We start from the raw sequence: 15,014 nt of genomic DNA, 5'->3' as shown, positions 1-15,014 counted from the left end.
CGGATCTGTTGCGTCCGACGAAACGCAGTCTGCGATACGCAACAGCCTTCGCGCTAGAGGCTGCGCTAGTGTCCCGGACATGACGGACGTGGTCGACGGCCGGGACCGGAGCGAGGAGATCGTCTCCACCAGCTCCGCGGTCACCGGTGCCGGGGTGCAGTCGGTCGACCGCGCCCTGGCCATCCTGGAGGTGCTCGCGCGCACCGGGGAGTCGGGCGTCACCGAGATCGCCGGCGAGCTCGGCGTCCACAAGAGCACGGCCTTCCGGCTGGTCGCGACCCTGGAGGCGCACCGCCTCGTGGAGCAGACCACCGACCGGGGCCGCTACCGCCTCGGCATGGGCATCCTGCGGCTCGCCGGCGCCACCACCGCCCGCCTCGACCTGGTCCAGGAGGCCCGCCCGCTCACGCGCCAGCTCGCCGCCGACACCGGGGAGACGGTCAACATCGCCGTCCTGTCCGACCACTCGGCGCTCTACCTCGACCAGGTCGCCGGGTCGTCCGCGCTCCAGCCGCACAACTGGGTCGGCCAGCACATCCCGCTCCACGCGACCAGCAACGGCAAGGTCCTGCTGAGCTGGCTCGACGACGCCGAGCTCGAGGCGGCCCTCGGCACCCTGGCGACGTACACCCCACACACGATCACCGCGCTCGGCGACCTGCGCGAGGAGCTCACGCAGGTGCGCGACCAGGGCTACGCCGTCGCGATCGACGAGCTCGAGGTCGGCCTCACCGCCGTGGCGGCGCCGATCCGCAACGCGCACGGGGACGTGGTCGCCTCGCTCAGCGTGTCGGGTCCGTCGTTCCGCCTGACGCAGGAGCGGGTCCCCGAGGTGGTGCGCCTGGTGCGCGAGGCCGCCGTCGAGGCGTCGCACCGCCTGGGCTGGGGTCACCGCTAGGTCACGGTGTGACGGTCACCCTTGACGAGTGGGTGTCGTCGCAGCATCCTTCGGGTGTCTGGCTGGTTGCGCTCCGAGCATCCGGTTGCGACATACGCAACGTACTCGAGCCGAGGGTGGTCAGCGCGTGCCGGATCTCTATGTCGATGGAGCGTGGGTGTCCGCGCGCGCCGGAGGCCGCCGGGAGATCCGCTGCCCCGCCGACGGGACGCTCGTGGCCGAGGTCGACGAGGCCGGCTCCGACGACACCGAGGCCGCCATCGCCGCGGCACACGCCGCGTTCCACGACGGTCCCTGGCCGACGACCTCCAGCCGTGAGCGCGGCGACCTCCTGCTGAGGCTGGCCGACCTGCTCGAGCGCGACGCCGACGAGATCGCCCGGATGGAGTCCCTCGACACCGGCAAGCGCTTCGTCGAGGGGCAGTACGACGTCGCCGACGTGGTCTCGGTCTTCCGGCACTACGGCCGCATCGCCGCCGAGGAGTCCGGCCGGATGGTCGACACCGGCAACGCGGAGGTCGTCAGCCGCGTGGTCCACGAGCCGATCGGCGTCTGCGGCCTGATCTCGCCGTGGAACTACCCGCTGCTCCAGGTGTCGTGGAAGGTCGCGCCCTGCCTGGCCGCGGGCAACACGTTCGTCCTCAAGCCGAGCGAGCTCACCCCGCACTCGGCGATCCACCTGATGCGCCTCCTCGAGGAGGCCGGGCTCCCGGCCGGCGTCGGCAACCTCGTCCTCGGCGCCGGCGCGACCGCGGGTGCACCGCTCTCGAGCGACCCGCGCGTCGACATGGTCTCCTTCACCGGCGGCCTCGAGACCGGCCGCCGGATCGCCGCGGCGGCCGCGCCGACGGTGAAGAAGGTGGCCCTCGAGCTGGGTGGCAAGAACCCCAACATCGTCTTCGCCGACGCCGACATCGAGGTCGCCCTCGACTACGCGCTGACCGCCGTCTTCCTGCACTCGGGCCAGGTCTGCTCGGCCGGCGCCCGGCTGGTGGTCGAGGAGTCGATCCACGACTCCTTCGTCGACCAGCTCGTCGAGCGCGCGCAGCGGATCCGCCTCGGCGGCCCGTTCGACGAGGCTGCCGAGACCGGTCCGCTGACCAGTGCCGCGCACCGCGAGAAGGTCGAGGCGTACGTCGCCGCCGGGCTCGCCGAGGGCGCGGTGCTGCGCTGCGGTGGCGCGCGTCCCGACGACCCGGCCCTGGCCGACGGCTTCTACTACCTGCCGACCGTGCTCGACGGCTGCACGACCTCGATGTCGGTCACCCAGGACGAGTCCTTCGGCCCGGTGCTCACCGTCGAGACGTTCCGTGACGAGGACGAGGCGGTCACGATCGCCAACGACAGCATCTACGGCCTCGCCGGCGCGGTCTGGACCCAGGACGCCGGCCGCGGCCAGCGCGTCGCGGGCCGGCTGCGGATGGGCACGGTCTGGATCAACGACTACCACCCCTACGTGCCGCAGGCCGAGTGGGGCGGCTACAAGCAGTCGGGCACCGGACGCGAGCTGGGTCTCGCCGGGCTCGAGGAGTACCGCGAGACCAAGCACGTCTGGCACAACATCAGGCCGGCCGTGCAGCACTGGTTCTCGCCGGGCCGGTCGAACCAGACCACCGAGTCGGAGCAGGCGGACTAGTCATGGCAGCGGATCGGTACGACGTCGTCATCGTGGGTGGAGGGTCGGCCGGCAGCGCGCTCGCGAACCGGTTGTCCGCGGATCCCTCGACCTCGGTCCTGGTGCTGGAGGCCGGTCGCACCGACCGCTTCGACCCGCTGATCCACGCACCGGCGGCACTGCCCTTCCCGATCGGCAACCCGCTCTACGACTGGAAGTACGAGTCGGAGCCGGAGCCGGCGATGGGAGGTCGCCGGGTCTACCACGCCCGCGGCAAGGTGCTCGGCGGCTCGTCGTCGATCAACGGCATGATCTTCCAGCGCGGCAACCCGATGGACTACGAGCGCTGGGCAGCCGAGCCGGGCATGGAGTCGTGGGACTACCTGCACTGCCTGCCGTACTTCCGCCGGATGGAGTCGTTGATCCTCCCCGACGGGATGGTCGGCGCCGACGCCTGGCGGGGCGGCTCCGGGCCGCTCAAGCTCGAGCGCAGCCCGGCCACCAACCCGCTCTTCAGCGCGTTCTTCGAGTCCGCCACGCAGGCCGGCTACCACCTGACCGATGACGTCAACGGCTACCGGCAGGAGGGCTTCGGCCGGTTCGACCGCAACATCGTCAACGGCGTGCGGATGTCGGCGGCACGTGCCTACCTGCACCCGGTGATGGGCCGGAAGAACCTCACTGTCGAGACCTTCGCGCACGGCACGAAGGTCCGCTTCGAGGGCAAGCGGGCGGTCGGCGTGGAGTACCTCCGCGCCGGTCGCAAGCACCACTACGTGGCTGCGGGCGAGGTGATCCTCTGTGGGGGTGCGATCAACTCGCCGCAGCTGCTCCAGCTGTCGGGCATCGGCAACCCCGAGCACCTCGAGCCGCTCGGCGTGGAGATGGTGCACGACCTGCCGGGCGTGGGGGAGAACCTCCAGGACCACCTCGAGGTCTACATCCAGTACTCCTCGCTCCAGCCGGTCTCGATCGTCGAGGGCCTCAAGTGGCGCAACCGCCCGCTCGTCGGGCTGGAGTGGCTGCTCAAGCGCACCGGCACGGCGGCGTCGAACCACTTCGAGGGCGGCGGGTTCGCCCGGTCCAACGAGGACGTCGACTGGCCCAACCTGATGTTCCACTTCCTGCCGATCGCGATCCGCTACGACGGCTCGCCGGCGCCCGGCCAGGACAAGTACGCCCACGGCTACCAGGTGCACATCGGACCGATGTACGCCGACACCCGCGGCTGGGTGCGGATCGCCTCGACCGATCCGAGGCAGAAGCCGAAGATGCTCTTCAACTACCTCTCGACCGACAACGACAAGCGCGAGTGGATCGAGGCGGTGCGCGTCGCGCGCGACATCCTCAACCAGTCGGCCATGGCGCCGTTCAACGGCGGCGAGATCTCACCCGGTCCCTCGGTCGAGACCGACGAGGAGATCCTCGAGTGGGTCCGCAAGGACTCCGAGACGGCCCTGCACCCGTCCTGCACGGCGAAGATGGGCACCGACGACATGTCGGTCGTCGACCCGACGAGCATGCAGGTCCACGGGACCGAGGGCCTGCGCGTCGTCGACGCCTCGGTGTTCCCGTTCGTCACCAACGGCAACATCTACGCCCCCGTGATGATGGTCGCCGAGAAGGCCGCCGACCTCATCTTGGGTAACTCCCCGCTCCCACCCGCCGACGTGCCGTACTACCGGCACCGTGCCGGCATGCCGCTCTACCCGCCCGGCGACCCTCGCAACGGCGGGACCTCCACCCCCGAGGAGTCCGCATGACCGCAGCCCTGTCCGTCGACAGCCTCTGGAAGATCTTCGGTCCGCGCTCGGACAAGATCATCGGCACCCCCGACGCCGAGCTGTCGCGCGCCGACCTCAAGGCCAAGACCGGCAACGTGGTGGGCGTCAAGGACGTCTCCTTCGAGGTCGCACCCGGCGAGGTCTTCGTGATCATGGGCCTCTCCGGCTCCGGCAAGTCCACCCTCGTCCGCCTCCTCACCCGCCTCATCGAGCCGACCAGCGGGTCGGTGAACCTCGGCGGCGTCGACATCACCTCGGCGTCGGAGTCCCAGCTGCGCGACGTACGCCGCAAGCAGGTGTCGATGGTGTTCCAGCACTTCGGCCTGCTGCCGCACCGCCAGGTGATCGACAACGTCGCCTACGGCCTCGAGGTCCGCGGAGTGCCGAAGAAGGAGCGCCGCGCCAAGGCCGGCGAGATCGTCGACCTGGTGGGGCTCTCGGGCTACGAGATGTCCTACCCCGACCAGCTCTCCGGCGGCATGCAGCAGCGCGTCGGCCTCGCGCGCGCACTCGCCGGCGACCCCGAGATGCTGCTCTTCGACGAGCCGTTCTCCGCGCTCGACCCGCTCATCCGGCGCGACATGCAGAACGAGGTCATCCGGCTGCACAGCGAGCTCGGCAAGACGATGGTCTTCATCACCCACGACCTCGCCGAGGCGCTCAAGCTCGGCGACCGGATCATGATCCTGCGCGACGGCGCGATCGTGCAGGTCGGCACGCCCGACGAGGTCGTGGCCCGCCCGGCCGACGACTACGTCAAGGACTTCGTCTCCGAGGTGCCCAAGGCCCACGTCCTCACGCTGAAGTGGGTGATGCGCGAGCCGCGGCCCGGCGAGTCGCTCGACGGCCCGACGCTGCCGGTCACCACGGTCGTACGCCAGGCGGCGCGCGCCGCGATCGCCTCCGACGCCCCGATCCGGGTGATGGACGGCGACACGATGGTCGGCGTGGTGGACGAGGAGGACATCATGCGCGTCGTGGTGGCCGAGGAGGAGTCATGAGCGAGCTCTCGGCCGGCCTGCGCGCCACCGCGTACGTCGAGACCGAGAAGCTCAACAACCCGAAGGACAAGCGACCCGTCGAGCCGGGTGCGCCGCCGCCGGCCGGCGAGGACTCGGGCATCAGCCGCTGGATCCCCGCCCTGGGCGTGGTCCTCCTCTGGATCGTCGTGTGGTCCTTCACCAAGGGCACGAACACCCTCGCCCTGCCAGGTCGTGAGCACACCGACCTGCACCAGACCTTCACCGACTTCAACAACACGCTGCTCGCCAGCCGCGACACCAACCCGGTCATGCAGTTCACCAACTCGATCTCCGAGCTGCTGCGCAACTTCTTCGACTGGGCGCAGCGGATGCTCGTCCGCCCGAACCTGCCGCGTCCCGTGCCCGAGATCGGCTGGCTCGGCATCGTCGCCCTCGCGACCTGGGTCGGCTACGCGATCGCGAGCTGGCGGATCGCCCTCCTCGTGGCCGCCTCGTTCCTGTCCTTCGGCGTCCTCGGTTTCTGGCAGGACTCGCTCGACCTGCTGATCGTCACCGGCATGGCGGTCGTGATCACGATCCTGGTGGGCCTGCCGCTCGCGGTCCTGGCCGGCACCAACGTGCGCGCCAACCGGGTGATCACGGTCGTCCTGGACTTCATGCAGACCATGCCGACCTTCGTGTACCTCGTGCCGGTGGTGCTCTTCTTCGGCATCGGGGTCGGCGGCGCCGTCGTCTCGACCCTCATCTACGCCGTCCCGCCGCTCGTGCGGATCGCGGGCTTCGGCATCCGCGAGGTGTCGACCACGACGATCGAGGCCACGGACTCGGCCGGCCAGACCTACTGGCAGCGGCTGCTGAAGGTCCAGCTGCCCATGGCCCGCAAGACGATCATCGTCGGCCTCAACCAGACCATCCTGGCGGCACTGTCGATGGCGACCATCGCGTCCTACATCAACGGCCCCGGCCTCGGGAAGCCCGTGCTGAACGCGCTCGTCGCCAACGACTTCGGCGGCAGCTTCGTGCCGGGTGTGCTCATCGTGGTGATGGCGGTGATGCTGGACCGTACGACGACCGCCGCGAGCGAGCGCTCGGAGCGGGTGGCGCGTGGCGGGGGCGGCAACGTCCGCCTGCGCCGGATCCTCCTCGCCGTGACGGGCGTGGCCGCACTGGCGTGCGTCTACCTGTCGCGCCTCGAGCTCAGCCTCGCCACCTTCCCGTCGTACACGATCGGCAGCACGGTCTCCGACGGTGCGGACGACGTGATGGGAAGCATCGTCGACCTGATCGGCGGCGTGACCGAGAGCTTCCGGAACGCGATCAGCTACGGCTTCCTCAACCCCCTGCAGTCCCTGCTCGCCGACTCGCCCTGGTGGCTCTCCGGCCTCGGCATCCTGGGCCTGGCGCTGGTCTTCGGCGGTGTGCGTGCCCTGCTCACGACCGTCGTGTGCCTCGCCGGCATCTGGTACCTCGACCTGTGGCACGACGCGATGCTGACGCTGACCATGGTCCTGGTCGGCACCGTGCTGGTGATGGTGCTGGCGCTGGTGTTCGGCGTGTGGATGGCGCGCAACCGCTGGATCGACCTCGGCATCCGGCCGCTGCTCGACGCCGGCCAGACCATCCCGCCCTTCGTCTACCTCATCCCGGTGCTCGCCCTCTTCGGCTCCAGCCGCTTCACCGCGATCGTCGCCGGTGTCGTCTACGCGGCGCCGGCCGCCATCAAGCTCGTCGCCGACGGCGTCAAGGGCGTCTCCCCGACCACGATCGAGGCGGGTCGCTCGACGGGGCAGACGACGTGGCAGGAGATCACCAAGGTCCAGCTGCCGATGGCCAAGGGCTCGCTCGTGCTCGCGACCAACCAGGGCCTGCTCTACGTCCTCGCCATGGTCGTCATCGGCGGCCTCGTCGGCGCCCAGGCCCTCGGCTACGACGTCGTGCTCGGCATCTCCCGCAGCGAGGAGTGGGGCAAGGGCGCCGCAGGCGGCCTGACCATCGTGCTCCTCGGCGTGATGCTCGACCGGATCACCCGCGCCGCGGCCGAGGTGCGCCGCGACGACGGTCCGGGCACCCGCCGCGCCTTCAACGTCCGGCTGCCCATCGGGCCACCCGGCAGGTAACCACCGCAGCACCACCCGCCCCAGAGGAGAAGGAGCAGCACCATGAGCACCACCAGAAGCCGAGGGACCCGCCTGGGCGCCCTCGCCGCAGTCGCCGTCATGGCGCTCTCCGCCTGTGGCGGCGGGTCCATCGAGGAGGAGACCAAGGCCAACGAGGAGCAGGCCGCCGCCGCAGGCGGCGAGTGCGGCGACCTCAACATGGCCGTCAACCCGTGGGTCGGCTACCAGGCCAGCGCCTACGTGGTCGGGACGGTCGCCGAGCAGGAGCTCGGCTGCACGGTCAACTACAAGGACCTCAAGGAGGACGTCTCCTGGCAGGGCTTCGGCACCGGCGAGGTCGACGTCGTGATCGAGGACTGGGGCCACCCCGACCTCGAGAAGAAGTTCTTCGCCGACTCCGGCGACGGCACCGCCGAGGACTTCGGCCCCCAGGGCAACGTCGGCATCATCGGCTGGTTCGTGCCGCCGTGGCTCGCCGAGGAGCACCCGGACATCCTCGACTACGAGAACCTCAACAAGTACGCCAGCGAGTTCGCCACGTCGGAGTCCGGCGGCAAGGGCCAGTTCCTCGGCGCCGACCCGTCCTACGTCCAGTTCGACGAGGCGATCGTGTCCAACCTCGACCTCGACTTCAAGGTCGTCTTCTCCGGCAGCGAGGCCGCCTCCATCGAGGCGTTCCGCAAGGCGGAGGAGAACAAGGAGTGGGTCATCGGCTACTGGTACGAGCCCCAGTACTTCAACGCCGAGGTCGCGATGCAGCGCGTCGCGCTGCCGGAGTACACCGACGGCTGCCAGGACGACCCGCAGAAGGTCGCCTGCGACTACCCCGAGACCGAGCTGAAGAAGATCGTCGGCACGGACTGGGCCGCCAGCGACTCGACCGCGGTGGACCTGGTGGAGAACTTCACCTGGACCAACGAGGACCAGAACGTCGTCGCCGGCTACATCGCCGCGGACGGCATGTCGCCCGCGGACGCGGCCGCCAAGTGGATCGCCGACAACCCGGACAAGGTCGAGGCCTGGATGTCCTGAGTCCTCGGACGTCACCGAGGTGAACGACAGACGACCACGCGGCCCCGCTCGAGCCTTGACACTCGATCGGGGCCGCGTCACTGTACCTGTGTTGCAAGTCACGCACTACGTTGCGCTCGGCGCAACGGGATCGGTAGGCGTCCATGGCAATCAAGGAATCCGGGCCCGACACGGCGGTGCCGCCGTCCGCGGAGCCGCACGGCCACTTCCCCCTCGACAAGATCACCTTCGGCGTCGCGGCAGGGCTTGCGATCGCCTTCCTGGTCTGGGGCACCGCCGACTCGACCGGGATGGGGTCGACGACGGGTGACATCCTCGGCTGGCTGACGAAGTCGTTCGGCTGGCTCTTCATCCTCGTCAGCGCGGTCTTCCTGCTCTTCTCGGCCTACCTCGCCCTCACGCGCTACGGCAACATCAAGCTCGGTCCCGACGACTCCGAGCCCGAGTTCTCCACCTTCTCGTGGGTCTCGATGATGTTCGCCACCGGCATGGGCATCGGCCTGATGTTCTGGGGCGTCGCCGAGCCGCTGACGTACCTCACCGCGACCGATGCCTCGAGCATCCCGCCCGGTCGCGGCGAGGCCGGCACGCCGGCGGCAGCCGGGACCGCGATGGAGTACGCCTTCTTCCACTGGGGCTTCCACCCCTGGTCGATGTACGCCGTCATCGGCCTCGCGATCGGCTACTTCGCCTACCGCAAGGGCACCGGCAACCTGGTGTCGGGCGCGTTCGGCCCGCTCCTGGGGCGTCACGCCAAGGGCGGACCGGGCAAGGCCATCGACATCATCGCGATCTTCGCGACGCTCTTCGGGTCCGCCACCTCGTTGGGCCTCGGTGCCCTGCAGATCACCGGTGGACTCGACGACGTCTTCGGCTCGGGCGACTCCAAGTGGCTCACGGTCGTCGTGATCGCGGTGCTGACCCTGTGCTTCGTGCTCTCGGCGGTCACCGGTGTCGAGAAGGGCGTCCAGCTCCTCTCGAACGCCAACGCGATCGCCGCGGTGCTGCTGGTGTTCTTCCTCTTCGTCGTCGGCCCGACGGTGTTCATCCTGAGCACCTTCACCGAGTCGCTCGGCGGCTACCTGACGCACCTGCCGGCGATGTCGTTCCGCACCGGCGCGTTCGGCAACGAGCAGTTCCTCAGCACCTGGACGATCTTCTACTGGGCCTGGTGGATCTCGTGGACCCCCTTCGTGGGCATGTTCATCGCGCGCATCTCCAAGGGGCGCACGATCCGCCAGTTCGTGGTCTACGTGATCCTCGTGCCGAGCATCGTGTCGTTCGCGTGGTTCTCGATCCTCGCCGGCTCGGCCTTCGACCTGCAGTTCTCGGGTGTCAAGGACATGGGTGCCGAGCTCGCGGCCAACGGCACCGAGGGCGCGCTCTTCACGATGCTCCGCGAGTACCCGCTCGCGAGCATCACCGTGGTGCTCGCCGTCTTCCTGGTCGCGATCTTCTTCATCACCGGCGCCGACTCCGCCTCGATCGTGATGGGGATGCTCAGCCAGAACGGCAAGGAGGAGCCGATGCGCTGGCTGGTGATCTTCTGGGGCGTCGCCCAGGGTGCGGTGGCCGCGGTGCTGCTGTTCTCCGGCGGCCTCGGGGCGCTCCAGACGCTGGTCATCATCGTGGCCGGGCCCTTCATGCTCGTCATCTGCGCGATGTGCGTGTCGTTGATGAAGGCGCTGCGCGAGGAGCCCTACGAGTCGACCCTCCCGCCGCGCGTGCGCCGGGCCGTCGTCCACGCCCAGCGGTTCGACTCCATGGAGCACCACACCGTGGCGCTCGCGGGCTACGGCGCCGAGCCGGAGGAGGTCACCGCGACCTCCGAGGACGGTGTCCCGACCGGTTCCGGGGAGGACCGCGCCTGACCACCTGACCTGCTCGGGCGGACCCCCCGCCTCCCGCGCCGGACACCGTCGCCCCCGACTCCTTGACAGTGGTCGGGGGCGACGGCGTACATTTCTCGTGTCGCACATCGCGCAACGCGTTGCGTTATGTGCAACTCAGTAGTGACCGTCAGATCCCACCGCCCGGCCCAGGAGCTAGCCATGGCAGAGGTCCCCGCGACCGCCGACGTCGTCGTCATCGGAGCCGGCATCGTCGGCAACAGCCTCGTCCACCACCTCACCCGCCTCGGGTGGAAGAACGTGGTGCAGATCGACAAGGGAGCCCTGCCCAACCCGGGCGGCTCGACCGGTCACGCGTCGAACTTCATCTTCACCGTCGACCACTCGCGCGAGATCACCGACATCACGCTCGACTCGGTCGCGCAGTACAAGGAGATGGGCGTCTTCACCGAGTCCGGTGGCTTCGAGATCGCCCGCACCGAGGAGCGCATGGAGGAGCTGCGGCGCCGGATGTCGAGCGCCAAGGCCTGGGGCATCGAGTCCGAGCTCGTCAGCCCGGCCTTCGTGAAGGAGAAGGTCCCCTTCATCGAGGAGGACCAGTTCATCGGCGCCTTCTGGACCCCCGGCGTCGGCGTGGTCGACTCCCTGCGGGCCGGCACCATCATGCGCGAGCGTGCCCTCGAGACCGGTGAGCTCACCGTCGTGCCGACCGTCGAGGTGACCGGGCTCGACACCGAGGACGGCCCCCACGGGACGCGCCGGATCACCCGCGTGCGCACCACCGGCGGCGACATCGAGGCGAAGACGGTCGTCATCGCGGCCGGAGTCTGGAGCCCGAAGCTCGGCGACATGGCCGGCATCAGCATCCCGCTGACCCCGGCCGTGCACCAGATGATCAGCGTCGGCCCCTGCCCGCAGCTGGCCGAGACCGAGGGGGAGATTTCCTTCCCGATCGTCCGCGACATGGACACCTTCTGCTACGAGCGCCAGCACGGCGCCGACATGGAGGTCGGCTCCTACGCCCACCGCGCGATCCTCCACGAGCCCGAGGACATCCCCTCGATCGAGCAGGCCAAGCTCTCGCCGACCGAGATGCCCTTCACGGCCGACGACTTCGACCCGCAGCTCGAGCAGGCCTACGAGCTCATGCCCGAGCTGCTCGGCGCCGAGGGTGCGGAGCAGCGCTACGCCATCAACGGCCTGCTGTCGCTGACCTGCGACGGCAACCCGATCCTGGGCGAGAGCGAGGTCTCCGGCCTCTGGACGGCTGCCGCCGTCTGGATCAAGGAGGGCCCGGGCGTCGGTCGCGCGGTCGCGGAGTGGATGACCCACGGGTACTCCGAGATCGACCTGCACCACAGCAACATCGCCCGCTTCCACGCCCACCAGAAGCGGCGCGAGCACACCCGCCTGCGCACGACCGAGTCGTTCATCAAGACCTACGGCATCGTGCACCCCAACGAGCAGTACGAGTCCGACCGCGACCAGCGCAAGGCCCCGATGCACGACTCGCAGACCAAGCTCGGCGCGGTCTTCTTCGAGGCGGCCGGCTGGGAGCGCCCGTTCTGGTACGAGTCCAACGCCGGCCTCGTCGAGGAGTACGGCGACGCCGTGATGCCGCGCGAGCACGAGTGGGACTCGCGCTGGTGGAGCCCCATCATCAACGCCGAGCACCTGCGCATGCGCGAGGCCGCGGCCGTGATCGACCTGTCGGCCTTCTGCATCTTCGACATCGAGGGCCCCGAGGCGCTCGACGTCGTGCAGCAGACCTGCGTCGCGCAGTGCGACGTCGCGGTCGGCAAGGTCATCTACACCCCGGTCCTCGACGCCAAGGGCGGCTTCCTGTCCGACCTGACGGTGATGCGCCTCGGCGACGACCACTTCCGCGTGGTCACCGGCGGTGCGCACGGCATGGCCGACCGCGCCTGGTTCTCCGGGCACCTGCCCGAGTCCGGCACCACCACGCTGACCGACAGCACCGACACCGTCGACACGATCGGCATCTGGGGCCCGAAGGCCCGCGAGGTGCTCGCCTCGCTGACCTCCGACGACGTCTCCGACGAGGGCTTCGGCTTCCTCACCTGCCGCGAGATCACCGTCTCGACGGCGGCGGGCGACCTCACGGTGCTGGCCTCGCGGATCTCCTACGTCGGTGACCTGGGCTGGGAGCTCTACGTCCCGATGGCGCAGGGTGCCGACCTCTGGGAGGCGCTGCTCGACGCGGGCGCGCCGCACGGCGTCATCCCGGCCGGCATCGGCGTCTACGGCACGACCGGCCGCATCGAGAAGGGCTACCGCGCGTTCGGCGCCGAGCTCGACGCCGAGCGCAGCATCGTCGAGGCCGGCATGCAGCGGCCCAAGGTCAAGGCCGCCGACTTCGTCGGCAAGGAGGCCTACCTCGCGCAGCGGGAGGCCGCCCCCCAGAGCGTGCTCTGCACCCTGACGGTCGAGGACCACACCTCGGCCTCCGGCGTGAAGCGCTACATGCTCGGCGGCGAGCCGATCATGACGCGCGACGGCGGCGTCCTCACCGACGGCCACGGCCACCACCCCTACGTCACCAGCGCCGGCTCCGCGCCGTCGCTGGGCAAGCACGTGCTGCTGGCCTACCTGCCCGTCGACCAGGCCACCCTCGGCAACGAGCTGGCCGTGTCCTACATGGAGGAGCTCTACCCGGTCGTCGTCGGCTCCGTCGACGCCACCCCGCTCCTCGACCCGAGCAACGAGAGGCTCCGCTGATGGTCAGCCCGTTGGTCTGCGTCAAGCGCGTCGTCGACTCCTCCAGCGAGGTGGTCCTCACCGAGGACGCCCAGGGCGTCGACGGTCGCTTCGCGGGCTTCACCATGAGCGCGCACGAGGAGTGCGCGGTCGAGCTCGCCGTCCAGGTCGCGGCGGCGGAGGGCGGTCAGGCTGCCGTGATGACGCTCGGTGACGCCGACGCGGTCGAGCAGCTACGCGCGGCGCTGGCCGTGGGCTGCACGAGCGCGACGCACGTCGTCGCCGACTCGCAGGGCTTCGGCCCGGCCGACGTGGCACGCGAGATCGCCGCTGTCGTACGCGACCACGAGGCCGCCGGGACTCCGCACCAGCTGGTGCTGCTCGGCAACGACGCCGCCGACAGCGGTGACTTCCAGGTCGGCATCCGGCTCGCCTACGAGCTCGGCTGGCCGGTCGTCAACGGGGTCAGCAACGTGTCGGTGGCCGACGGCGAGGTGACCGCGAGCGGCTCCGGCCCCGACGGCCACGAGACGTTCCGCCTGCCGTTGCCCGCGGTCGTGACGGTCCTCGAGGGTGGTGTGCAGCCGCGCTACCCCACGGTCCCCGGCCGGATGAAGGCCAAGAAGGCCCCGGTCGAGGAGCGCCAGCCCGTCGCGACGCCCGCCGGGCCGTCGCGCCTTCGCCTGGTCCTCCCGCCGCCGTCGGCCTCGTCGGTGCAGGTGCTGGGCAAGGGCCCCGAGGCCGCACCCGCGGTCGTCGACCTCTTCGAGCAGCTGGGGGTGCTGCCATGATCCTCGTCCTGGTCGAGGTCTCGCCTGCGGGCGAGGCCGTCGAGACGTCCCGCGAGGCCGTCACGTTCGCCCGCGACCTGTCCGCAGCCGGCGGGGGAGTGCCGATCGACGCGGTCGTCGTCGGCGAGCCCGACGACGCGCTGGTCAAGACGCTCGCCACCTACGGCGTCCGCCGGATCCACGCGCTCACCGGGGCGGCGTACGACGCCTACTCCGGCGCCGCGTGGGCCGCGGGCCTGATGGCCGTGCGGGAGAAGGCCGGCTCCGTGGTCGTGATGGCTGCCGGCACGTCGCGCGGCAACGAGGTGCTCGCCCACGTGGGCGCCCGCACCGGCCTGCCCATGGCGGCCAACGCCATCTCCTTCCACGGACTGTCGCCGTTCACGGTGACCCGCCAGGTCGTCGGCGGTGCCGCGCTCGAGGAGATGCAGCTGGCCCAGCGGCCCGCGATCTTCTCCGTCGCCGGCCACGCCGTCGAGGCGAAGCCCGCGGACGCCCCCGCGGACGGTGAGCTGGTGCTCGAGACCCCCGAGGTCGCCGACGCCGACCTGGTCGCCCGGGTCGTGTCCACCGACGAGCCCGAGCCCGACCTGTCCGGTGCGCTGAAGTCGGCCCGCGTCGTCGTCGGCGCCGGTCGCGGCGCGGGCTCGGCGGACGGCTTCGACGACCTCCTCGAGCTGGCGGACCTCCTGGAGGCGCCCCTCGGCGTCTCCCGCGTGGTGACCTCGCTCGGGTGGCGCCCCCACCACGAGCAGGTCGGCCAGACCGGCAGCCGGATCTCGCCCGACCTCTACATCCCGTGCGGGATCAGCGGTGCCATCCAGCACTGGGCAGGGTGCAGCAGCGCGAAGGCGATCCTGGCGATCAACAACGACCCCGACGCGCCGATGGTCACCAAGGCGACCCACGCCGTGATCGGCGACCTGCACGAGATCATCCCGGCGATCAACGCCGAGATCCGGCGCCGCCGCGGCGCCTGATCGCTCGCCCTCGCCGCCGGTGGGCGGTGCGTGAGCCACATTCCGCGAGGTCGGAACGTGGCTCACGCACCGCCCACCGGTGCGTCGTACGCCGACACGCTCCCGAGCGGTGCCTCAGCCACGTCGCGAGCCGGCGGAATGTGGCTCACTCACCGCTCGGGGTGACGGGCGCCGGCACGCTCGCGTGTTCTCGTGACGAGCGTCGCACTTCGGCGTAACCTCGCGCGCAGTCCGGCGTTGGTCTAC

At 70.3% G+C, this 15,014-nt stretch carries 10 protein-coding genes; all 10 read left to right on the top strand.

Going from position 1 to position 15,014, the window contains the following annotated elements; genetic code table 11:
- The first annotated feature begins 79 nt into the window (after window positions 1-79).
- The 10 genes from EUA93_RS03410 (at window position 80) to EUA93_RS03365 (ending at window position 14,768) form a co-directional block, all read left to right on the top strand.
- Window positions 80-898: an IclR family transcriptional regulator gene (locus EUA93_RS03410; RefSeq protein WP_129398743.1), complete on the top strand. Its 819-nt coding sequence runs from the start codon at window positions 80-82 to the stop codon at window positions 896-898.
- A 127-nt stretch (window positions 899-1,025) separates the two neighbouring features.
- Window positions 1,026-2,534, top strand: a complete 1,509-nt coding sequence (locus tag EUA93_RS03405; protein WP_129398741.1) for an aldehyde dehydrogenase family protein — start codon at window positions 1,026-1,028, stop codon at window positions 2,532-2,534.
- Window positions 2,535-2,536: 2 nt separating this feature from the next.
- Entirely contained in the window at window positions 2,537-4,276 is a 1,740-nt protein-coding gene (gene betA / locus EUA93_RS03400) for a choline dehydrogenase (RefSeq protein WP_129398739.1), read from the top strand.
- Window positions 4,273-5,298, top strand: coding sequence for a quaternary amine ABC transporter ATP-binding protein (locus tag EUA93_RS03395; protein ID WP_129398737.1), 1,026 nt, complete (start codon window positions 4,273-4,275; stop codon window positions 5,296-5,298). The genes betA and EUA93_RS03395 overlap by 4 nt, the downstream gene beginning before the upstream one ends.
- On the top strand, window positions 5,295-7,397 hold the full coding sequence (locus EUA93_RS03390) for an ABC transporter permease (protein ID WP_129398735.1): 2,103 nt from the start codon (window positions 5,295-5,297) through the stop codon (window positions 7,395-7,397). The genes EUA93_RS03395 and EUA93_RS03390 overlap by 4 nt, the downstream gene beginning before the upstream one ends.
- A gap of 42 nt (window positions 7,398-7,439) precedes the next feature.
- Window positions 7,440-8,429 (top strand): ABC transporter substrate-binding protein, encoded by a 990-nt coding sequence (locus EUA93_RS03385; RefSeq protein WP_129398733.1) that lies wholly within the window; start codon window positions 7,440-7,442, stop codon window positions 8,427-8,429.
- 143 nt (window positions 8,430-8,572) lie between these two features.
- A complete protein-coding gene (locus EUA93_RS03380) occupies window positions 8,573-10,300 on the top strand; it encodes a BCCT family transporter (RefSeq protein ID WP_129398731.1) in 1,728 nt (575 codons plus the stop codon).
- A gap of 180 nt (window positions 10,301-10,480) precedes the next feature.
- Window positions 10,481-13,018, top strand: coding sequence for a GcvT family protein (locus EUA93_RS03375; protein WP_129398729.1), 2,538 nt, complete (start codon window positions 10,481-10,483; stop codon window positions 13,016-13,018).
- Window positions 13,018-13,788, top strand: a complete 771-nt coding sequence (locus tag EUA93_RS03370) for an electron transfer flavoprotein subunit beta/FixA family protein (RefSeq protein ID WP_129398727.1) — start codon at window positions 13,018-13,020, stop codon at window positions 13,786-13,788. Before EUA93_RS03375 ends, EUA93_RS03370 begins: the two co-directional genes overlap by 1 nt.
- Window positions 13,785-14,768 (top strand): electron transfer flavoprotein subunit alpha/FixB family protein, encoded by a 984-nt coding sequence (locus EUA93_RS03365; RefSeq protein ID WP_129398725.1) that lies wholly within the window; start codon window positions 13,785-13,787, stop codon window positions 14,766-14,768. The genes EUA93_RS03370 and EUA93_RS03365 overlap by 4 nt, the downstream gene beginning before the upstream one ends.
- Window positions 14,769-15,014 lie beyond the last annotated feature (246 nt).

Source organism: Nocardioides oleivorans (assembly GCF_004137255.1).
Taxonomy (GTDB): Bacteria; Actinomycetota; Actinomycetes; order Propionibacteriales; family Nocardioidaceae; genus Nocardioides; species Nocardioides oleivorans.
Note: the sequence above shows the minus strand (reverse complement) of the source record. Positions and strands in the feature narration are given on the sequence as shown.

Coding starts and splice junctions, on each gene's coding strand:
- EUA93_RS03410 (WP_129398743.1), top strand. CDS start 80: ATGACGGACGTGGTCGACGGCCGGGACCGGAGCGAGGAGATCGTCTCC.
- betA (WP_129398739.1), top strand. CDS start 2,537: ATGGCAGCGGATCGGTACGACGTCGTCATCGTGGGTGGAGGGTCGGCC.
- EUA93_RS03395 (WP_129398737.1), top strand. CDS start 4,273: ATGACCGCAGCCCTGTCCGTCGACAGCCTCTGGAAGATCTTCGGTCCG.
- EUA93_RS03390 (WP_129398735.1), top strand. CDS start 5,295: ATGAGCGAGCTCTCGGCCGGCCTGCGCGCCACCGCGTACGTCGAGACC.
- EUA93_RS03385 (WP_129398733.1), top strand. CDS start 7,440: ATGAGCACCACCAGAAGCCGAGGGACCCGCCTGGGCGCCCTCGCCGCA.
- EUA93_RS03380 (WP_129398731.1), top strand. CDS start 8,573: ATGGCAATCAAGGAATCCGGGCCCGACACGGCGGTGCCGCCGTCCGCG.
- EUA93_RS03375 (WP_129398729.1), top strand. CDS start 10,481: ATGGCAGAGGTCCCCGCGACCGCCGACGTCGTCGTCATCGGAGCCGGC.
- EUA93_RS03370 (WP_129398727.1), top strand. CDS start 13,018: ATGGTCAGCCCGTTGGTCTGCGTCAAGCGCGTCGTCGACTCCTCCAGC.
- EUA93_RS03365 (WP_129398725.1), top strand. CDS start 13,785: ATGATCCTCGTCCTGGTCGAGGTCTCGCCTGCGGGCGAGGCCGTCGAG.